We start from the raw sequence: 19,758 nt of genomic DNA on the forward strand, positions 1-19,758 counted from the left end.
CAGCGTCATGCCGTGGTGGTCTTGCGGAAGAGGCCCAGCCCCCGGCGGCGGGTCTCGCCGGAGCGGCTCTTCCTGGCCTCCACGGCCTCGCGGGCCATGCGGTGCTCGGCCGCCTCGGCGCGAAGCTCGGCGGTACGGGTGACCATCAGGTCGAAGTGGATGTCCGGACCCATTTCGGGTGCCTCCTTGAGCGGTGCGATTTCCTTACACACTCAAGATTCGTCCTAAGGCCCCCCACCCCGCATCGGACGGATGCCCTATCTCCGGGGCGCCCGCCGGCCGGAAGGTACCTAGGACGGTCCCACCGCCGCCGGGAACGGCCTAGGACACCTCCGTACCGGGCTCCCCGGGCTCCGGCGGGCCGTGTCCCCCGCCGGGCGACGGGCCGGACTCGGCGAATGTTGACGAAAAGCTGTGAGAGGACTCGGCCACGTCCAGTTTGGAACTAATCACGCCTGTCGGCATGCTGGTGTGGTGTCAACTATGACTACTCCGCTCGCTGACGTGGCCGCCTCCGGCGCCACGCTGCGGGCCTTCCTGCACGGCCTGCCCGGTGTCGACCGGGTGGGCGCCGACCAGCGGGCCAAGATGCTCGGCACCCGGTCGATCAAGACCACCGCCAAGGCGGAGGCCATCGACCTGGCCATCCGCATGGTGGACCTGACGACCCTGGAGGGCGCGGACACGCCCGGCAAGGTCCGCGCGATGTGCGCCAAGGCCGCCCACCCCGACCCGAGTGACCCGTCCGTGCCCAAGGTGGCCGCGGTCTGCGTCTACCCCGACCTGGTGGGCCTGGCCGTGGAGGCGCTCGGCGGCTCCGGCGTGAAGGTCGCCAGCGTCGCGACCGCCTTCCCGAGCGGCCGGTCCTCCCTGGAGGTCAAGGTCGCCGACACCGCGCTCGCGGTGGCCGCCGGGGCCGACGAGATCGACATGGTGATCGACCGGGGCGCGTTCCTCGCGGGCGACTACCTGAAGGTCTACGAGGAGATCGCCGCGATCAAGGCCGCCTGCGCCCGTCCCGGAGACGAGCACGGCGCGCACCTGAAGGTGATCCTGGAGACCGGCGAGCTCGCGACCTACGACAACGTGCGGCGCGCCTCCTGGCTGGCCATGCTGGCCGGGGGCGACTTCATCAAGACCTCCACCGGAAAGGTCCAGCCCGCCGCGACCCTGCCGGTGACCCTGATCATGCTGGAGGCGGTCCGCGACTTCCTCGCGGCGACCGGCCGCAAGGTCGGCGTGAAGCCCGCGGGCGGCATCCGGACCACCAAGGACGCGATCAAGATGCTCGTCCTGGTCAACGAGACCGTCGGCGAGGGCTGGCTGGACCCCGACTGGTTCCGGCTGGGCGCCTCCACCCTGCTCAACGACCTGCTGATGCAGCGCCAGAAGCTGGCCACCGGCCGGTACGCGGGCCCCGACTACTTCACCCTGGACTGACGATGTTCGAATACGCACCGGCACCCGAGTCCCGCGACGTCGTCGACATCAAGCCGTCCTACGGCCTGTTCATCGACGGCGAGTTCGTCGACGGCGCGGGCACGTCCTTCAAGACGGTCAACCCCGCGACCGAGGAGGCGCTGGCCGAGGTGGCCGCCGCCTCCCAGGCCGACGTGGACCGCGCCGTCCAGGCCGCGCGCAAGGCGTTCGGCGCCTGGTCGGCGATGCCCGGCTCCGAGCGGGCCAAGTACCTGTTCCGGATCGCCCGCATCATCCAGGAGCGCTCGCGCGAGCTGGCGGTGCTGGAGACGCTGGACAACGGCAAGCCGATCCGCGAGTCGCGCGACGTGGACCTGCCACTGGTCGCCGCGCACTTCTTCTACTACGCGGGCTGGGCCGACAAACTCGGCTACGCCGGGTACGGCCCGGCCCCGAAGCCGCTGGGCGTGGCCGGCCAGGTCATCCCGTGGAACTTCCCGCTGCTCATGCTCGCCTGGAAGATCGCCCCCGCGCTGGCCTGCGGCAACACGGTGGTGCTCAAGCCCGCGGAGACCACGCCGCTGACCGCGCTGCTGTTCGCCGAGATCTGCCGCCAGGCCGACCTGCCGCCCGGCGTGGTGAACATCGTGACCGGCGCCGGGGAGACCGGCGCGGCCGTGGTGAACCACCCCGACGTGAACAAGGTCGCCTTCACCGGCTCCACCGAGGTCGGCCGCCTCATCGCGCGCAGCGTCGCGGGCACCGGCAAGAAGGTCACGCTGGAGCTGGGCGGCAAGGCCGCCAACGTCATCTTCGACGACGCGGCGATCGACCAGGCCGTCGAGGGCATCGTCGACGGCATCTTCTTCAACCAGGGCCACGTCTGCTGCGCGGGCTCCCGGCTGCTGGTCCAGGAGTCGATCGCCGAAGAACTGCTGGAGTCGCTCAAGCGCCGGCTGTCCAGGCTCCGGCTCGGCGACCCGCTGGACAAGAACACCGACATCGGCGCGATCAACTCCGCCGAGCAGCTCGCCCGGGTCCGCGAGCTGTCCGACATCGGTGAGGCCGAGGGCGCCGAGCGCTGGTCTCCGGCGTGCACGCTGCCCGAGCGGGGCTTCTGGTTCCCGCCGACGGTCTTCACGGGCGTCGCCCAGTCGCACCGGATCGCCCGGGACGAGGTCTTCGGCCCCGTCCTGGCCGTGCTGACCTTCCGCACCCCGGCGGAGGCCGTGGAGAAGGCCAACAACACCCCGTACGGCCTGTCGGCCGGGGTCTGGACGGAGAAGGGCTCGCGCATCCTGTGGATGGCCGACCGGCTCCGCGCCGGCGTGGTCTGGGCCAACACCTTCAACAAGTTCGACCCGGCCTCCCCGTTCGGCGGCTACAAGGAGTCCGGCTACGGCCGGGAGGGCGGGCGGCACGGGCTGGAGGCGTATCTCGATGTGTGACCATCGCGGGGCCGGACGCCGTGCCCGCCGGGCCCAGAGCACCCGTGGCCGCGCTTTCGCCCGTGCCGGCCGTCCGGCGCTGCGCGGCTGGTTCGCCCACCGGTGCGGGGTGAGCCGCTGCGGGCAGGTCTTCGTGCCGGTACGGCTGGCACAGCAGCAGAGCACGTGGAGAGGGCGCGGAGATGAGTAAGACCGAGGCCGTACGGCTGGCCGTGCGCAAGACGTACAAGCTGTACATCGGCGGGGCGTTCCCCCGTTCGGAGAGCGGAAGGTCCTACGCGGTGACCTCCTCCAAGGGCGACTTCCTGGCCAACGCGTCCAAGGCCTCCCGCAAGGACGCCCGCGACGCGGTGTCCGCCGCGCGCAAGGCCTTCCCCGGCTGGTCCGGCGCGACCGCCTACAACCGGGGGCAGATCCTCTACCGGATCGCCGAGATGCTGGAGGGCCGCCGGGCGCAGTTCGTCGCCGAGCTGACCGAGGCGGGCGCCAAGAAGGCCGGGGACGCCGTGGACGCGGCCGTCGACCGGCTGGTCTGGTACGCCGGGTGGTCGGACAAGATCACCTCGGTCGCCGGGGCGGCCAACCCGGTCGCCGGGCCGTACTTCAACATCTCCACCCCCGAGCCGACCGGCGTCGTCGCGGTGGTCGCCCCGGCCGACCCGCTGCTCGGGCTCGTCTCGGTGGTCGCCCCGGTGATCGTCACCGGCAACACGTGCGTCGTGGTCGCGAGCGAGCGGGCCCCGCTGCCCTCGATCACGCTGGCCGAGGTGCTCGCCACCTCGGACCTGCCCGGCGGGGTGGTGAACGTCCTCACCGGCTCGGTGAAGGAGATCGCCCCCTGGCTGGCCGCGCACATGGACGTCAACGCCGTCGACCTGACCGGCGTCGCCGACGACGACCTGGCGGTCGCGTGCGAGCAGGCCGCGGCGGAGAACCTCAAGCGGGTCCTGCGCCCGTCCGCGCCCGACTGGTCCGCCGATCCGGGCCTCAAGCGGATGACGGCCTTCCTGGAGACCAAGACCGTCTGGCACCCCACCGGGTTCTGATCTCCCCGCCCCGCCTCGCTCATGGAGCCGGGGCGGGGCGTTCCTTTCGGAGGGTCGGCCGGATGGGCCGGGAGTTGAGCCGACGGCAGGACTCCCTTGTCGGCCGATGCCGTTGTCGAACCCAGCTCGGCGAGTTCGTGCGGTGATGTCTCGTATTGATCACCGGGTCCGCTGTGACGCCCCTCAAGACAGCGGCATCTGAAGCACGTACAGTTACGGTATCGGCTCGTGCGGATTTTCCACACGGATCGGTATGTAAGCCTCATCTGGAGGGGGTTAACCCGCTCATGCTGCTGAGTTTCCGTGTAACCAACCATAGATCGCTCCGTGGTGAGCAACAACTCCTGTTGACGCCCGGTTACGGCACGGACAGCTCTCAAAACAGGGTTTCGGAAGCCGTTCCGGTGATCGGCCTGTTCGGGCCGAATGCTTCTGGAAAGTCGAACGTCATAGACGGGCTGGTCTACATGCGCGACCTCGTCCGGGGATCGCTTCGCGAGAACGAACCCGGGGCCGGGATCGAACGCCAGCCCTTCGCTCTGGACCCTGTAGCCAGGGAGGAACCGTCCACGTATGTCGTCGATCTCCTGATCAATGATGTCAGATACACGTACGGTGTGGCGGTCGATGATGCACGGGTGGTTGAAGAATGGATGTTCAGCTATCCCCTCAAAAAAAAGAGGACTATATTTCATAGGCGTTTTGATGACTACTCTTATGGAGAACGCTCTCCGGATTCAATGCGACAAGTTGCGGATATCACAGACTCCAATGTCCTTTTCTTGTCAATTGCTGCGCGGTCGAAGCAGGAGCTGGTGAGGCCGGTTTACGACTGGTTCACGGGAGTCCTGGCCCGCAGTCCATGGAGTCCTCGGTTCGCGCGACGGTCCATAGCCGAGTCGCTCGATCGTCTGGGACTCCTCGGAAGGATAACCGATCTTCTGCGTGCGGCCGATACTGGGATCGAATCCGCAGAGATCGTCGAAGAAACCGATGCGGAGCTCGCAGAGAGGTCCATGCGAATAAAGGGAATCGAAGGATATTCTCCGGAGCGGCGCAAGGACATACGGTTCAGGCACAGAGGTGAGGATGGGACTTTTTTACTGAGTCTCCACGACCAGTCCCTCGGAACGCGAACCCTTTACGAGTTGGGTTTTGACGTGCTCAGAGTGCTCGATCGAGGAGCGATTTTGATCGTTGATGAGATCGATTCGAGCCTCCATCCTTACTTGACGGCCCAGCTTGTCAAACTGTTCAACGACCCAGAGGTGAATCGTCACGGGGCCCAGCTCGTCTTCAGTAGTCACGATGCCACGCTTCTCGGCAGGATTCAGGGTGAAGAGGTACTGCGCCGCGACTCGATCTGGTTCACTGAAAAGGACGAGCACGGTGCGACGGAGCTGTTCCCTCTGACGGACTTCAAGCCTCGCCGTGACGAGAACCGGGAACGCCGCTATCTGGCCGGTCGCTACGGAGCTGTTCCCATCGTCAGCGACAACCTGTTCGCCGCCGCCCTGGCAACACGCGGAGAGGCAGGCGATGTCTCGTCGAACCCCTAGGGATGAAAGGTCGAGGAAGAAGATTCAAACGGAAACAGATCTCGGGCGCAGGAGAGGCGGTGTGCGCCAGGAGCGGCCATCGTTCCTGATTCTCTGTGAAGGGAAGACCGAGAGAGACTACTTCATCGGCATGAGATCCCGTCGTGGACCGCAAATCGATGTCGACATTCCTGATGTCGACCATCTTTCCATCGTGCGGGAGGCGACCGTTCGGAAGTCGGACGAATACAGTTCCATCTGGTGTGCTCTGGACACCGAGCTCGACCATGCGCTGACGGCCAGACTTGTCGACGAGGCCCGTCGCGGAGAGGTCAACCTGTGCCTGTCCACTCCATGTTTCGAGGTCTGGCTCATCCTGCACCACGCGGACTGTGCAAGGCCTTTTCAGTCCGCAGAAGAGGCCAAGAAGAAGCTGAAGTCCCTTGTCCGGTCCTGGAGCGAGGGAAGTACCCGGTTCTCTGATTTCTCTCACGGGATCGAAGTCGCCTGCGGCCGGTCGCGGAAGCTCGATCCCACTGGAGGCGAGGTCCTGAAGAACCCTTCGACAAACGCCTGGAAGCTGGTCGCCGAGATCCAGGAAGAACCAGAGTAGACATGCCGTGACCCCGCCTCCGCGAGCCCGGTCCCAGCGATGTATGGCGCCCGTTTCAGGCGGGCGGGGCGTGCCGGGGCCAGGGGGCGGCCTGCTCCAGGCAGGCGGCCAGCGTCAGCAGCTGGGCCTCGCCGCCGGGGGCCGCGACGAGCTGCACGCCGATCGGCAGGCCGCTGGAGTGCCTGCCGTACGGGACGGTCATGGCCGGCCAGCCGGCCACGTTCCAGGCGGCGGTGGCGGGGGCGTAGGTCAGGTTGGCGCGGGCGTTGCGCAGCAGGCCGCGGCGGCCCCAGCGCTCGGCCCGCGGCGGGACCATCGCCAGCGCCGGGGAGACGAGCACGTCGGCGTCGCCGAACCACTGGTCGGCGCCGTTGGCCCGCCAGCGGTCGCGGCCCTTCGCGCCGTCCAGCCCGAACGCGCCGAGGACCCGTCCGGCGCGGGCCAGGGCCCTGGTCCGCCGCTCCAGTCTCCGCCGGTCGAGCCCGGCCGCGTCCTCGCGGGCCAGCGCGAACCAGGTGGCGACCGCGGCCGAGCCGAGCCAGACCGGCAGCCGCGCGCCGTGCTCCACGACCGTGTGCCCGGCCTCGCCGAGCACCCGCGCCGCGCCGGTCACCGCCTCCTGGAACTCCCGGTCCACCGCGAACCCGGGCGGGAGCGGGCGGGGGGCGACGGCGACGCGGAGCCGTACCGGCTCGGCGGTGGTCAGCCCGCCCGGGTAGTCGTCGATCGAGTCGCCCACCCGCAGGGACTCGCTCTTGCCGGGTGTGGCCAGGGACATGTCGCCGGCCATCACGGCCAGGGCGAGGGCGAGGTCGGCCACCGTCGTGGCGAGCGGGCCGTTCTCCGACATGCCGTGCCAGTCGGGCTCGGGCGGGGGGACCACCCCCAGGCCCGGCTTGATGGAGACGATCCCGCAGCAGGCGGCGGGGATGCGCAGCGAGCCGAGCCCGTCGGTGCCGTGGGCCAGCGGGACCATCCCCGCCGCCACCGCCGCGGCGCTTCCGCCCGACGACCCGCCGGGCGTGCGCCCGGGATCCCACGGGTTGCGGGCCACGCCGTACACGCTGTCGGAGAACCCGGCCAGGCAGAGTTCCGGCACGTTGGTGATCCCCACGACCACCGCGCCCGCCGCGCGGAGCCTGGCGACCACGGGATGGTCCTCGGCCGCGGGCGCGTCCGGCGTGGCGGCCGAGCCGGAGCGGAACGCCTCCCCGCGGACCGGGACGTTGTCCTTGACCGCCACCGGCACCCCGGCGAGCGGCAGCTCCGCCAGGTCCTCCCGTTCCTGTACGGCGCCGGCCTCGGCGAGCGCCTGCTCGGCCCTGACCACGCGGAACGCCCCGACGCGCCCGTCCCGCTCGGCGATCGCCCGCAGGTGCTCCGCGACGACCGCCTGAGCGGTGACCCTGCCCCGTCGTACGGCTTCCGCGATCTCGACTGCGGACCTTCCCACCCACGACATGCACCGAGTGTGGTCCTGCGGGCGCTTCGAGGGGAAGTGCCCGTGTCGCAATCGAGGTCTCAATCGGGTGACTTGTCTTTCCTGGGGTCGCGGCCCGCTTCCTTCAGCGCCAGGCGCAGCGCGTACTCGATCTGCGCGTTGACGCTGCGCAGGTCGTCGGCCGCCCACCTGGCGATCGCCTCGTAGACGGCCGGATCGAGCCTGAGCAGGAGCTTCTTGCGTTCCGGCATGTGCTCAGGAGTAGAGACTGCCGGCGTTGACCACCGGCTGGGTCGCCCGGTCGCCGCACAGGACGACCAGCAGGTTGGAGACCATCTGCGCCTTCCGCTCCTCGTCGAGATCCACCACGCCCTCCTCGGCCAGCTTGTCCAGCGCGAGCCGGACCATGCCCACCGCGCCGGCCACGATGTGCGTGCGGGCCGCGACGACCTGGGCGGCCTGCTGGCGGACCAGCATCGCCTGGGCGATCTCCGGAGCATAGGCGAGATGGGTGATCCGCGCCTCCAGGACCTCGACCCCGGCGAGGTCGGTGCGCTCGCGCAGCTCGGCGGTGAGCTCCTCGGCGATCTCGCCGCCCTCGCGGAGGCTGGTCCGGCCCTCGTCGTGGGCGTCGTAGGGGTGGCTGGTGGCCAGGTGCCGGACGGCGGCCTCGGACTGGATCGCGACGTACTCCTCGTAGTCGTCCACGGAGAACGCGGCCTTGGCGGTGTCGGTCACCTTGTAGACGACCACCGCGGCGATCTCCACGGGGTTGCCGTCGGCGTCGTTGACCTTCAGCTTGGCCGTTTCGAAGTTCCGCACCCGCAGGGTGACGCTCTGCTTGGTGGTGAACGGCAGCACCCACTGGAAGCCCGGCGTGCTCACCGTGCCGACGTAGCGGCCGAGGAACTGCACGACCTTCGCCTCGTTCGGGTTGACGACCGTGAACCCGCTGAGCAGGACGAGCGCGGCCAGGCCCCACGGGCCCGCGGCGCCGATCAGCGCCGCGGCCGAGGCGGTCCACCCGGCGGCCACCACGACCGCCGCCGCGACGCCTCCCAGGACCAGCAGCCCGGCCAGGACCGCGAACCCGCTCATCCGGAACGCCTGTCGCTCCATGAAACCCTCCATTGCTATCGGGGTGATATCACTACGATAGCCAATGGAGCCGCTGCGCGCGCACGCCGTACGGCCGCCGCGCGGGCTCCGGACACCCCTCCCGCGCGGCCGCCCATGCCGTGACCAGGAGGTTCGCAAGTGAGCCGCAAGCGGGATCGCGCATACTGGCGTCATGTGGTTCCTCGATCGCACGGCACGCCAGCTCCGTGCCAACCCCGCTCTGCTCACCTACCGGCCCCCGGAGCCGGCCCGGCTGGAGAGCCTCCTGCGCCAGTACGACCCCGGCCTCTCCGTCTCCGGAGACTGGTTCGTCGCGCGGGGCGCCAAGATCCGCTGGGTGGAGGTCACCGAGGAGCTGGCGGGCAAGGCGCGCATCCCCGCCGACCGGCGCGGCGCGATCATCGCCAGCCACGACAACAAGCACGTGGCGGGCTTCGTCCTCAACGGCCTCGCCAGCCGCCTCGGCGGCGCGCTGCACCCCCCGGACGTGCACGACCCCTACGTGGACGTCCAGGTGAGCCTGCCGGGAGTGCCGGCGCCCGACTGCGAGGAGGTCGCCGCGCTGGTCCGCTCCATCCTCGGCGAGCGGGTCATCGAGCACGACCACGAAATCGGCTTCTGCTCCATCACCGGAGCCCCGGACGACCCGGTCAAGGTCTCCTACGACTGGCCGGCGGACGACGACGTCAAGGGCTCCTACGACCCGCGGACCCCCGGCGGCTCCGTGCTCGACCCCGACTACGCGATCGACCTGGAGATCGACCTGGCGGAGGACCCCGACCACCCCGGCCTGGAGCTGCTCTACCGCACCGCCGTCTCCCTCGCCACCGCCTTCAACGGGGTCGTCGTCTCCAAGGACATGCCCGTCACCCGCATCGAGGACATCACCCCCACCCGCGACCGCCTCCCCGCCTGACAGCCCCGTCCGCCTCCCGGCGGCTATGGTGCTCCGTACCCGATTCGATCTAGGTCGCAGGAGCCGCGCGGTGATGGACCCGAGGGAGCCCGACTGGGCGTACGTGACCAGCACTGGTCAGGGTGGTGCTCATCGCCGGATCGTTGCTCCTGGGATTTCGCGCCACCGAGGGCGTGCTCGCGGTCTTCGGCGACCTCGGCGAACGGACGGCGGCGGTGTACGGCACCGCCGCCGGCATCGTGAACCCGGACAAGCGCCTGCGCGACCACGACCTCGACGCGGGGCTGCTGTCGACGACGTACACGATGCGGTGGGAACCGCGCCGGGCCGTCTCCGGCGGCGGCACGAGCAGTTACGACGTCACGGAGAACCTGTTCGGCGCGGTCCACGCCCCCGCCCTCGGGTACCCGGAGCGATCCGATCTGATCGATGCGGTCCGGTCGGTGAGCGGACACAGGGACGATGCGGCGGACGCGGAGCTGAAACAGGACGCGCGCGAGGTCTTCGACCGGCTCCCACCGGCGCTCGACGCGGTCGCGGTCGTGGAGTTCGCCCGGCCCATGACGGCGGAACGGCTCACCGACCTCTACCGGAAGTACGGCCTGTGCGGAGGGGAGGGCGTCTCCTACATCTACTCCCTGTATCACCACGACGACTCCGGCGGGGATCCTCCCGAGAACGCGGTCGTCTGGGACCGCTACCCGGGCTATCGCGACATGCGGCGCCCCGCTCCGGAGCGGGCGGAGACCCCGCAGGACGTCGCCCGCCGGTGCGGGACCGGGCCGGAGGCGGCACTGGCCTCGTTCAGGGACTGGGTCGGCGTGCTCGACGAGGACGACGATCTCGCCGAGTTCGGCCTGGACCACGGCGCCCTCAGGCTGGCGGCCGACGAGGGCGTCGCGTACGGGCTCGTCGCCGACCGGTGGAAGGCCGCCGATCTCGGCAGGCTGCTCGGCGATCCGGACGTCCGGACGGTCCGTGTCACGGACGTGGCCTTCGACCTCGGACGGTGAAGGCCTTTCCCGGGGGAGGACGGCTCAGCGGCGGGGGTTGGTGCGGCGGGTCGCCACGGCGGAGAGCGGGTCCTCCGGCCAGGGGTGCTTGGGATAGCGGCCGCGCAGCTCGGCCCGGACCGCGCGGTAGCCCTCCCGCCAGAACGAGGCCAGGTCGCCGGTGACGGCGGCCGGGCGGCCCGCCGGGGAGAGCAGGTGGACGGTGAGCGGCACCCCGGCGACGCGCGGGGCCGCGTCCCAGCCGAACAGCTCCTGCAGCTTGGCCGCGAGGACCGGCCGCTCTCCCGAGTAGTCGACCCTGATCCGCGACCCGCTCGGCACCTCGATCCGCTCCGGGGCCACCTCGTCCAGGCGGGCGCTCCACGGGACCAGCCGGTGCAGGGCCGCGGCCACGTCGATGCGCTCCAGGTCGGCGCGGCGGCGGGCGCGGGAGAGCTCGGGCTCCAGCCACAGCTCGGCGGCGTCCACCAGGGCGGCGTCGTCCACCGGGTGCCAGGGGTCGCCGAGCGCCCGGTGGCAGAAGGCCAGCCGTTCGCGCAGGGCCACGGCCTCGGGGGGCCAGCGCAGCACGGAGGGGCCCTCGGCGCGCAGGCCGTACAGGATCGCCGGCCGGACGTCGGCCTCGCGCAGCGGGACCGAGGACAGCTCGATCGCGCCCAGGCGCTCGACCCGGCGGGCCGAGACGTCGCCCTGCCGCTGCCCCGGCGGGACCCTCCAGGCGATCTCGTCCCCGGAGGCGAGGAGCGGCGCGGCGGCGAGCCGGGCGATCTCCTCGTCGATCACGACCGCCTGCCTGATCCGGGCCGCCGCGGACCCGGCCGGACGGTCCGCGACCGCGACCGCGAGCCACTCGGCGGTGCCGAGCCGTGAGCCCCGGGGCAACTCGGCGGCGGTCCCCGAGGCCATCAGGTAGGCCCCGCCACGCCGTCTGGCCACCCGCTCGGGGTAGGCCAGCGCGACCGTCATCCCGGCCAGGCGGTCGTCGCTCCGTCCGCGGACGGGATCCGGGTCCTCCGGGCCCCCGGAGGCGCCGTTCCGCGGCCCCGCCGTCCCGGCGTGCTCCGGGACCCGGTCCCCCCGCGGTACGGCTCCCGCCAGGCGCCGGGCCTCCTGCCGCCAGCGGGCGGAGAAGCCGTCGCCGCCCCGGCGCGCCGAGCGCCACACCGCGACGAGGTCGTCGCCGGCGTCGCGGGGGAGCTGCTCGGACAGGAGCGCGACGACCTCGGCGGCCCGCGGGCCGAGGTCGGTCAGGGCCCGGGCCAGGCGGGGATGCACCCCGGCGGCGGCCATCGTGCGGCCCCGGCCGGTGACGACGGCGTGGGAGAGGCCGGGGGCGTCCGGGCCGCCGGACCCTTCGGGACCGGTGCGCGCGTCCGGGCCGGCGGCGGCGCGGGGGCGCAGGGCGCCGAGGGCGTGCAGGGTACGGCGGGCGGCGTCCATCGCGGCAGGCGGGGGCGGGTCGAGCAGCGCCAGGCCGGTGGCGGCGGGGTCGCCCCAGCAGGCGGCCTGCAGCGCGAAGCCGGTCAGGTCGGCGAGGGCGATCTCGGGCCGGGCGTGCTCGGGGAGCCGCTCGTGCTCGGCCTCGGACCAGCAGCGGTAGACGGCGCCGGGGGCCTCCCGGCCCGCGCGCCCGGCCCGCTGCTCGGCGGAGGCCCGGGAGGCGCGGACGGTGGTGAGAGAGCCGAGGCCGCGGGCGTGGTCGGTGCGCGGCTCGCGGGCCAGGCCGGAGTCGACCACGACGCGGACGCCGGGCACGGTCAGACTGGACTCGGCGACCGAGGTCGCGAGGATCACCCGCCGCGTCCCGCCGGGGGACAGGACCGCGTCCTGGACGTGGGCCGGTGCCTGGCCGTGGACCTGGAGGACCTGGAGTCCCCGGCCGTCCTGGACGTCGCCGAGCAGCCCGGCGACCCGGCCGATCTCGCCGACCCCCGGCAGGAAGCAGAGCACGTCGCCGTCCCGCTCGGCCAGCGCCCGCCGTACGACGTCGGCGACGTGGGACAGGAACGCGGGATCGACCCGCATGCCGTGCGGGGGAGCCGTCGGCCGGGGCGGCGGCGCCCAGACCGCGGTGACGGGATGCAGGGCGCCGGAGGCGTGGACGACCGGGACCGGCCCGCTCGTGCCGGTGCCGAGCAGGCGGGCCCAGGGCTGCGCGTCGGCGGTGGCGGAGGCGGCCAGGAGCCGCAGGTCGGGGCGGAGGGCGGCGCGGACGTCGAGGAGGAAGGCGAGGGCGGTGTCGGCGTCCAGGTGGCGTTCGTGGCACTCGTCCAGCAGGACCGCGTCCACCCCGCCGAGCTCGGGGTCGCGCTGCAGGCGCTGGAGGAGCACGCCGGTGGTGACGACCTCGACGACCGTGCGCGGGCCCGCCCGGCGCTCGCCGCGGACCGAGAAGCCGACCTCCGCGCCCACCTCGGACTCCAGCAGCCAGGCCATCCGCCGGGCCGCCGCCCGCACCGCCATCCGCCGCGGCTCGGCCACGATCACCTTCCCGGCGGGCGGACCGTCCAGGAACCCGGCCAGGGCGAGGGGGACCAGCGTCGTCTTGCCGGTGCCGGGTGGGGCGGTGAGCACGGCGGCGCCGTGCCCGTCCAGGGCGGCCAGCAGCTCGGGGAGGACACGCCGGACGGGCAGCCCGGACCACTCGGAACGCATCCGTCCAGTCTCCCCGAACGCGCCGGTGCGGTGACCGGGAGACCGGCCCGGAGGCGGTGTCCTGGACGCCCGGCTCCGGAGATCGTGTCGCGGTATGGAACGTCCCGGGCGGGTGACCGCCCGGGACGTTCCGCACCGGCCGGAACGGCGGGGCCGGAGACGCGTCCGGACCGAATTTTCGGGTCTTGTTGACAGGGGGCGTCAGAGTTACGATCCGCGTAATTGTTAGGAAACTTTCCTAAAAGAAAGAGTTTCCGCATGCGCCGTACACCCTCCACGCTGCTCGTCCTCACCCTGCTGGCCGTCCTCGCCACCGTGCTGGCCGCCGTACCCGCCGCGGGCGCCGCCCGCCTCACCGCCGTGTTCACCCTGGCCGGAAGCCAGGGCACGTTCGTGGTGAGCAACCCCGGCACCACCGCGGTCACCGGCTGGTCGATCACCTTCGACCTGCCGGCCGGGGTCACCGTGAGCAACCCCCAGAACGCCACCACCACCCAGAACGGGACGCGGGTCAGGCTGACCCCCGCGTTCTACATCAACACCGTGCGGGCGGGCGGCTCGACGGAGCCGTACAGCCCCACGTTCACCCTCAGCTCACCGGTGCAGCCGACGGGCTGCTCGATCAACAACGCCGCCTGCGACGGGAGCGGCGACCCGCCGCCCCCGCCCGCGCCGGTCACCGCCACCTACATCGGCAGCGGGACCCGGGGCGGGTTCACGGTCGCCAACAACACCGCCACCGCCCTCAACGGCTGGTCCATCACCTTCGACCTGCCGGCCGGGGTCACCGCGGGCGGCGCCCAGCACGCGACGCTGAGCCAGAGCGGCCGCCAGGTCACGCTGACCCCGGCCCACTACAACACCACCGTGCCCGCGGGCGGGTCCACCGAGCCGTACAGCCCGGCCTTCACCCTCAGCGCCGCCGCCGAACCGGAGAACTGCCGGGTCAACGACGTCAGGTGCGACGGGTCGGCGGACACGGCCCCGCAGGCGCCGAAGAACCTGCGCTCCCCGGTCAGGACCACCAAGACCGTCTCGCTGGCCTGGGACGCCTCGGTCCCGGGCAGCCTGCCCGTCACCGGGTACGAGGTCTACAACGGCACGGCGCTCGCCGCCGCGGTCACCGGGACGAGCACGACCCTCACCGGCCTCACCCCCGACACCGAGTACACGTTCACCGTGAAGGCCAAGGACCGCAAGGGGAACACCTCCCCGGCCGGTTCCGCACTGAAGGTCAGGACCAACGATCCCGGTCAGGATCCCCAGCCGCCCACCGCGCCGACCGGACTGCGCGGCACGGGCAAGAGCCCGGCGAGTGTCTCGCTCGCCTGGGAGGCCTCCACCGACAACACGGGCGTCGCCGGATACGACGTCTACATCGGCGAGACCCTGAAGACCACCGTGCCCGGCACCTCGGCCACGGTCAACGGGCTCTCGCCGTCCACCGAGTACACCTTCACCGTCAGGGCCCGCGACCTGTACGACAACGTCTCACCGCCGAGCAACGAGCTGAGGGCGAGCACCGCCGACATCGTCGGCGACGGCTACGCCCGGGTCGGCTACTTCGTGCAGTGGGGCATCTACGGCCGCCAGTACTTCGTGCGCAACCTCGACACCACCGGAGCCGCGGCGAAGCTGACCCACCTCAACTACGCCTTCGGCAACATCGACCCGGTCAACCTGACCTGCCTGCAGGGGGTCACCAAGGGCACCACGTCCAACCCGCAGGACCCGAACCAGGGCGACGGCGCGGGCGACGCGGACGCCGACTACGGCAGGCCGATGAGCGCGGCGCAGTCCGTGGACGGGGTCGGCGACACCGGCTGGGAGAAGCTGCGGGGCAACTACAACCAGCTCCGCAAGCTCAAGGCCAAGTACCCCCACCTGAAGGTGCTGATCTCGCTGGGCGGCTGGACCTACTCGAAGTACTTCTCCGACGCGGCCGCCACCGACGCCTCCCGGCGCAAGTTCGTCAGCTCCTGCATCGACGTCTACATCAAGGGCAACCTGCCCGCCTACAACGGCGCGGGCGGGCCGGGCACCGCGGCCGGGATCTTCGACGGCATCGACCTGGACTGGGAGTGGCCGGGGGCCGAGGGGCACCCGGGCAACCACGTCAGCCCCGCCGACAAGCGGAACAACACGCTGCTGATCGCCGAGTTCCGCCGCCAGCTCGACGCGCTGACCGAGGAGACCGGCAGGCGCTACCAGCTCACCGCCTTCACCCCGGCCGACCCGGCCAAGATCGAGGCGGGCTGGGAGCTGGCCGAGGTCGCCAGGCACATGGACATCTTCAACGTCCAGGGCTACGACTTCCACGGCTCGGGCAGCGACGACTCCTGGGAGCCGAACCGGACCGGCCACCAGGGCAACCTGTACGCCGACACCGACGACCCCTACTCCTTCCACTTCAGCGTCGAGAACGCGGTCCGGGAGTACCTGGACGCCGGGGTGCACCCGAGGAAGATCACCATCGGCCTCGCCTACTACGGGCGCGGCTGGAAGGGCGTCGCCGACGGCGGCAGGGCGGGCGAGTGGCAGCCGGCCACCGGTGCGGCCCCCGGCCAGTTCCAGGACGAGGCCGGCACCCGCGGGTACGGGAACCTCGTGGCGAGCGTGCCGGGCTGTACCGTGCGCCACGACGAGCAGGCCGTGGCCACCTCCTGCTTCACCGGCGACGGCGGCCAGTGGTGGACCTTCGACGACACCTGGTCCATCCAGCGCAAGACCGCCTGGGTGCGGCAGAAGGGCCTGCTCGGCGTGATGATCTGGGAGATGTCCGGGGACACCGGCATCCTGACCGACGCCGTCGACGCCGGACTGAGGTGATCGGCTCCGTGGCCGCCCGCGGGCGGAGGGCCCGCGGGCGGCCACGGTCCTTCTGCCGGGGGACCACCGGTCGCCGGGGAGGCTGACGACGGCCGCCGCGGCGCCTGGCACGATGGTCCGGCGGTCGCGCCCGTGCGGCGGGACGGCCGATCCGTCCCCTTCGACCAATGGACACGCCGATGCCACCACCGGAACCACGCCTGCCGCTCCTCACCCGCGCGCTGATCGGCCCGCCCGGCCTGCTGCTGCTCCCGGTCTGCGCGCTCACCGGCCTCCTCCTGCTGTACGGCGTGAGCGTCCCGGGCGGCTACTTCGGGCTGCTGCTGCTCGGCGGGTTCGCGGGACTGCTGCTCACCGTCGTCTGGCTGCCCCGGTTCGTCGTGGGGCTGATCCGCGAGGACGGCCGTCCCGGCCTGCGCAGGCACTGGGTCCGCTGGGCGGCGGCGCCGGTCATGGCGGCGGCGGTGATCGGCCTGGTCGCCTTCGACGTCCCGTGGACCGTGCGGTTCGCCGCCTCGGAGGCGAGCCTGGAACGGGTCGCGAAGGACGTCTCCGCCGGGGCCGAGCCGGAGGGCGGCACCCGGTGGATCGGGCTGGTCCAGGTCTCCTCCGTCACCCGGGCCGACGGCGGGGTCGCCTTCAGGCTGGCGGACGCCGGCTTCCTCGACTCGCACGGCCTGGTCTGGTCTCCGGAAGGCGCGCCGCAGGAGAACGCCCCGTCCACGTACGAGCACCTGGACGGTCCCTGGTACGAGTGGACGGAGGGCTGGTGACGATGGCACGCAACCCCGCGACCTGGGTGGCCGTCGCGATCCTGTCCGTCCTGGCGCCGCTCCTGCTCCCGTCCGGCGCCGTCTGGCCGCTGGCCCTCGTGGCGGGGCCGGTGGCGATGACCGCGGCCGTGGTCACCGCCTACCAGCAGGCCGCCAGGATCCGCGCCGGGCACGCCGCGGACCCGCGGCATCCCTCCGAGGGGTCCTGACGTCTCCGGCGTCTCCGTGACAGCCGGGTCCTGACGTCCTTTCCGGTGGATCCGGGGCACCGGCGCACGGTCGGCCCTGCCACTGCCATCGGCGGCGGCCGGGAGACCTGGGGTTTCCCGGCGGGTGTTCACCGGGTGCGTCCGCCCGGATGTCCTCAGCGGCCGGTGCTCACGGGGCGGGATCGAGGACGCCGAAGCTCACCAGGGCGATGATGGCGGTGCCCAGGACGACGCGGTAGATCACGAATCCGGTGAAGCGGTGGGTGCTGATGTACTTCAGGAACCAGGAGACCGCCGCGTAGCCGACGGCGAAGGAGATCACCGTGGCCAGGATGGTCGGCCCCCACGCCGGGGCCCCACCCTCGCCGATCTCGAACAGCTCCAGCACCCCGGCGCCCAGCACGGCGGGGATGGCCAGCAGGAAGGAGTACTTCGCGGCCTCCTCGCGGCGGTAGTCCAGCAGCAGGCCCGCGGTGATCGTGCCGCCGGAGCGGGAGACGCCGGGGATCAGGGCGAGGGACTGGGCGAGGCCGTACACGATGGCGTGGGTGAAGCTGAGGTGCCGCTCCAGCGTGAGCTTGTTGCGGGCGGTGCGGTCGGCGTACCAGAGGACCAGGCCGAAGACGATCAGCGTGGCGCCGATCAGGCGCAGGTCCCGGAAGACGGTCTCGATGCTGTCCTTGAAGAGCAGGCCGAGGACGAGGATGGGGAGCGTGCCGACGATCACGTACCAGCCCATCCGGGCGGCGTGGTGACCGCGCAGCGAGGGAGTCCAGAGCGCACGCGTCCAGGTGGAGACGATCTCCCAGATCTCCTTGCGGAAGTAGATCAGCACCGCGGCCTCGGTGCCGAGCTGGATCACCGCGGTGAACGCGGCCCCCGGGTCCTCCCAGCCGAAGAACGCCGACACCACCCGGATGTGGGCGCTGGAGGAGATCGGCAGGAACTCCGTCAGTCCCTGGAGGACCCCGAGGACCACCGCTTCGAACCAGCCGATCAACTTGGGCACCTTCCGTCCGGCGCGTGCGTGACCTACGCGAGGTTAGCGGAGGAAAGCGACGTCCGTGATCCGGCCGTCCGGCCGGACCGTCACCGCTCGTCGGCGGGCTCGTGGTCGCCGTTGGCGTGCCCGCGGTCCAGCGGTCCCCACTCGCAGGATCCCTGGCTGTCGACGAGCTCGCCGGCCTCCTTCATGACCGCGTCGTCGACGATCGCCACCACCTCGTCGCACCGGACGAGGGGCTCGTTGTCGGGGCCGCGGCCCACCTCCCTGCCGGACAGGACCCACGCCTTGACGCCGGGCCCGCGGTCACGGCGGAGGTGGGAGTAGTCGTGCAGGCGGCGGGCGACCCAGAGCCGGATCGGACGCCCGCCCCACCAGTCCTCGACGTCCAGCGGGTTGGCGGACAGGCCGGGCAGCTCCGCGCCGGTGAGGGAGTCGCGGCTGCAGCCGTTGGCGCGGTCGCCGTCCGGGTCCCTGGACCAGCGGATGAACAGCCCCCGCCGCTCTCCGAGCAACGTCGCCAGCTCGCGGAGACTGGTGACGACGGACGGTGCCGACTCCATGATCACCTCGCTCTCTCCGGCCTGTGGTTCACGGTTCCCGCGTGCGGGCGGCCCACACCCGGCGGCACGGGTCCGTACGGGGTCCCGGCCCTGCGCGGGCGGGGCGGTGACCGGCGGGGCGGCGGTCCCGGTCACCGCCCCGCCGGGGGTCTACCGGTTGCCCTCCGCGGCCGAGATGTCGGCCAGCGCCGAGCCGGCGTCGCGGTCGATGGCCAGGTCGCCGATGCTCACGATGCCGACGGCCCGGTCGTTCTCCACCACCGGCATCCGGCGGACCGCCTTGGACCGCATCAGCTGCACGACCTGCTCGATGCTGGTGTCGGGCCCGACCGTCACGAGGTCGTCGCTGCAGGCGTCCCTGACGGGTGTCTCGGGGCCCTTGTCCTCGGCCACGATGCGGACGGCGATGTCCCGGTCGGTCACGATCCCGGCGATCACGCCGTCATTGGTGATGATCACGGCTCCGGTGTCCTCGTCGCTCATGATCCGGGCCGCCACGGACACGGGCTGGCTGGCGTCGATCGTCATCGGATCGGCCGTCATCACGTCGGCCACGGTCTTGCTCATGAGATTCCCCCCTTGCTCGTGATGGGGACTCCTCCCCACACGGAACAGACGAACGGCTGGACTTGTCCCGATCGGACGATCCTCGGGTGCCCCGCCCGGTGGGCCGGGCGGGGCACCCGAGGATCGAGGGCTCAGGCCGGATGCGGCGGCTGCTGGCCCGGAGGCACGCCGCCTCCCTTTCCGCCGCCCCGGTTGCCCTTGTCGGTGCCGTGGGACCGGCCGGAGGACTTCTTCCCGCTGCGCGACTGGGGAATGACCGGGTTGTCCTTGTCGGAGGTGCCTCCCCGCTGGGATCGCCGGAGTTCGGGCTGCTGTGGTTCGGGCATGATGGCTCCTTCCATGTGAGATAGGACGATTCCCCATGAAATTGACATGAACCCGGAATTTACTTATTTAAAGGATCAAATGGGATTTCCCGGGGCATGGGAGAGTCATGACGATGCCAGAGGAGAGCAGGCCGAAGACCGACGACAACGACCCCCTGCTGCAGTCGGTCGCCGAACGGAACCAGGACGTGGAGGAGGCCGGGGCCGAGGAGGACGAGGATCTCGAAGACCTCCAGTGACCCCGGCCCCGCCGCCGGCCGGGACCGGTACGGCCGTGCCC

20 protein-coding genes are annotated in these 19,758 nt (G+C 71.6%); 11 read left to right on the forward strand and 9 right to left on the reverse strand.

The genetic code is table 11. From position 1 onward, the window contains the following. Positions 1-5: 5 nt before the first annotated feature. Positions 6-173 carry a hypothetical protein gene (locus FHS22_RS02845; protein ID WP_184938053.1) on the reverse strand — a complete coding sequence of 56 codons (168 nt, stop codon included), beginning with the start codon at positions 171-173 and terminating at the stop codon, positions 6-8. 310 nt (positions 174-483) lie between these two features. Between FHS22_RS02845 and deoC the strand changes: the two genes are divergently transcribed. From deoC to FHS22_RS02870, 5 genes are all read left to right on the forward strand, one after another. Further along, complete coding sequence (gene deoC, locus FHS22_RS02850; RefSeq protein WP_184938055.1) at positions 484-1,440, forward strand: deoxyribose-phosphate aldolase; 957 nt, start codon at positions 484-486, stop codon at positions 1,438-1,440. Between the two features lie 2 nt (positions 1,441-1,442). Continuing rightward, positions 1,443-2,867, forward strand: coding sequence for an aldehyde dehydrogenase family protein (locus FHS22_RS02855; RefSeq protein WP_184938057.1), 1,425 nt, complete (start codon positions 1,443-1,445; stop codon positions 2,865-2,867). Positions 2,868-3,049: 182 nt separating this feature from the next. Next, on the forward strand, positions 3,050-3,913 hold the full coding sequence (locus FHS22_RS02860) for an aldehyde dehydrogenase family protein (protein WP_184938059.1): 864 nt from the start codon (positions 3,050-3,052) through the stop codon (positions 3,911-3,913). A 287-nt stretch (positions 3,914-4,200) separates the two neighbouring features. Beyond that, on the forward strand, positions 4,201-5,472 hold the full coding sequence (locus FHS22_RS02865; protein WP_184938061.1) for an AAA family ATPase: 1,272 nt from the start codon (positions 4,201-4,203) through the stop codon (positions 5,470-5,472). A 61-nt stretch (positions 5,473-5,533) separates the two neighbouring features. After that, positions 5,534-6,064 carry an RloB family protein gene (locus tag FHS22_RS02870; protein ID WP_184938063.1) on the forward strand — a complete coding sequence of 177 codons (531 nt, stop codon included), beginning with the start codon at positions 5,534-5,536 and terminating at the stop codon, positions 6,062-6,064. 55 nt (positions 6,065-6,119) lie between these two features. Here FHS22_RS02870 and FHS22_RS02875 read toward each other — a convergent pair whose 3' ends face one another. The 3 genes from FHS22_RS02875 to FHS22_RS02885 are packed head-to-tail and all read right to left on the reverse strand — an operon-like array spanning position 6,120 to position 8,624. Further along, positions 6,120-7,526 (reverse strand): amidase, encoded by a 1,407-nt coding sequence (locus FHS22_RS02875; protein WP_184938065.1) that lies wholly within the window; start codon positions 7,524-7,526, stop codon positions 6,120-6,122. Between the two features lie 59 nt (positions 7,527-7,585). Then, entirely contained in the window at positions 7,586-7,756 is a 171-nt protein-coding gene (locus tag FHS22_RS02880) for a type II toxin-antitoxin system antitoxin (RefSeq protein WP_184938067.1), read from the reverse strand. A 4-nt stretch (positions 7,757-7,760) separates the two neighbouring features. Continuing rightward, positions 7,761-8,624, reverse strand: a complete 864-nt coding sequence (locus FHS22_RS02885) for an SPFH domain-containing protein (protein ID WP_184938068.1) — start codon at positions 8,622-8,624, stop codon at positions 7,761-7,763. Positions 8,625-8,796: 172 nt separating this feature from the next. Here FHS22_RS02885 and FHS22_RS02890 point away from each other — a divergent pair, with 172 nt between their 5' ends. Together FHS22_RS02890 and FHS22_RS02895 are read left to right on the forward strand one after the other, a co-directional pair. Beyond that, positions 8,797-9,540, forward strand: coding sequence for a hypothetical protein (locus FHS22_RS02890; RefSeq protein ID WP_184938070.1), 744 nt, complete (start codon positions 8,797-8,799; stop codon positions 9,538-9,540). A 143-nt stretch (positions 9,541-9,683) separates the two neighbouring features. After that, positions 9,684-10,553 carry a hypothetical protein gene (locus tag FHS22_RS02895; protein WP_184938072.1) on the forward strand — a complete coding sequence of 290 codons (870 nt, stop codon included), beginning with the start codon at positions 9,684-9,686 and terminating at the stop codon, positions 10,551-10,553. 24 nt (positions 10,554-10,577) lie between these two features. Here the strand turns inward: FHS22_RS02895 and FHS22_RS02900 are convergent, their stop codons facing one another. Next, positions 10,578-13,208 carry an ATP-dependent RNA helicase gene (locus tag FHS22_RS02900; RefSeq protein WP_184938074.1) on the reverse strand — a complete coding sequence of 877 codons (2,631 nt, stop codon included), beginning with the start codon at positions 13,206-13,208 and terminating at the stop codon, positions 10,578-10,580. A gap of 258 nt (positions 13,209-13,466) precedes the next feature. Between FHS22_RS02900 and FHS22_RS02905 the strand changes: the two genes are divergently transcribed. The 3 genes from FHS22_RS02905 (at position 13,467) to FHS22_RS02915 (ending at position 17,019) form a co-directional block, all read left to right on the forward strand. After that, entirely contained in the window at positions 13,467-16,037 is a 2,571-nt protein-coding gene (locus FHS22_RS02905; RefSeq protein ID WP_184938076.1) for a glycosyl hydrolase family 18 protein, read from the forward strand. 179 nt (positions 16,038-16,216) lie between these two features. Beyond that, a complete protein-coding gene (locus FHS22_RS02910) occupies positions 16,217-16,810 on the forward strand; it encodes a hypothetical protein (RefSeq protein ID WP_184938078.1) in 594 nt (197 codons plus the stop codon). Beyond that, positions 16,807-17,019: a hypothetical protein gene (locus FHS22_RS02915; RefSeq protein WP_184938081.1), complete on the forward strand. Its 213-nt coding sequence runs from the start codon at positions 16,807-16,809 to the stop codon at positions 17,017-17,019. Before FHS22_RS02910 ends, FHS22_RS02915 begins: the two co-directional genes overlap by 4 nt. A 169-nt stretch (positions 17,020-17,188) precedes the next feature. Here FHS22_RS02915 and FHS22_RS02920 read toward each other — a convergent pair whose 3' ends face one another. The 4 genes from FHS22_RS02920 to FHS22_RS02935 all read right to left on the reverse strand — a co-directional run bounded on the left by FHS22_RS02920 (position 17,189) and on the right by FHS22_RS02935 (position 19,478). Next, positions 17,189-18,028 carry an undecaprenyl-diphosphate phosphatase gene (locus tag FHS22_RS02920; RefSeq protein ID WP_338047563.1) on the reverse strand — a complete coding sequence of 280 codons (840 nt, stop codon included), beginning with the start codon at positions 18,026-18,028 and terminating at the stop codon, positions 17,189-17,191. Positions 18,029-18,108: 80 nt separating this feature from the next. Further along, complete coding sequence (locus tag FHS22_RS02925; protein ID WP_184938083.1) at positions 18,109-18,585, reverse strand: DUF6098 family protein; 477 nt, start codon at positions 18,583-18,585, stop codon at positions 18,109-18,111. 150 nt (positions 18,586-18,735) lie between these two features. Next, on the reverse strand, positions 18,736-19,152 hold the full coding sequence (locus FHS22_RS02930) for a CBS domain-containing protein (RefSeq protein WP_184938085.1): 417 nt from the start codon (positions 19,150-19,152) through the stop codon (positions 18,736-18,738). Positions 19,153-19,283: 131 nt separating this feature from the next. Beyond that, positions 19,284-19,478: a hypothetical protein gene (locus FHS22_RS02935; RefSeq protein WP_184938087.1), complete on the reverse strand. Its 195-nt coding sequence runs from the start codon at positions 19,476-19,478 to the stop codon at positions 19,284-19,286. A 107-nt stretch (positions 19,479-19,585) separates the two neighbouring features. On the opposite strand from FHS22_RS02935, the gene FHS22_RS37710 reads away from it, so the two are divergent. Continuing rightward, a complete protein-coding gene (locus tag FHS22_RS37710; protein WP_260407577.1) occupies positions 19,586-19,717 on the forward strand; it encodes a hypothetical protein in 132 nt (43 codons plus the stop codon). Positions 19,718-19,758 lie beyond the last annotated feature (41 nt).

Source organism: Thiemannella venezuelensis, assembly GCF_014203605.1.
In the GTDB taxonomy this organism is placed as follows: domain Bacteria; phylum Actinomycetota; class Actinomycetes; order Streptosporangiales; family Streptosporangiaceae; genus Planomonospora_A; species Planomonospora_A venezuelensis.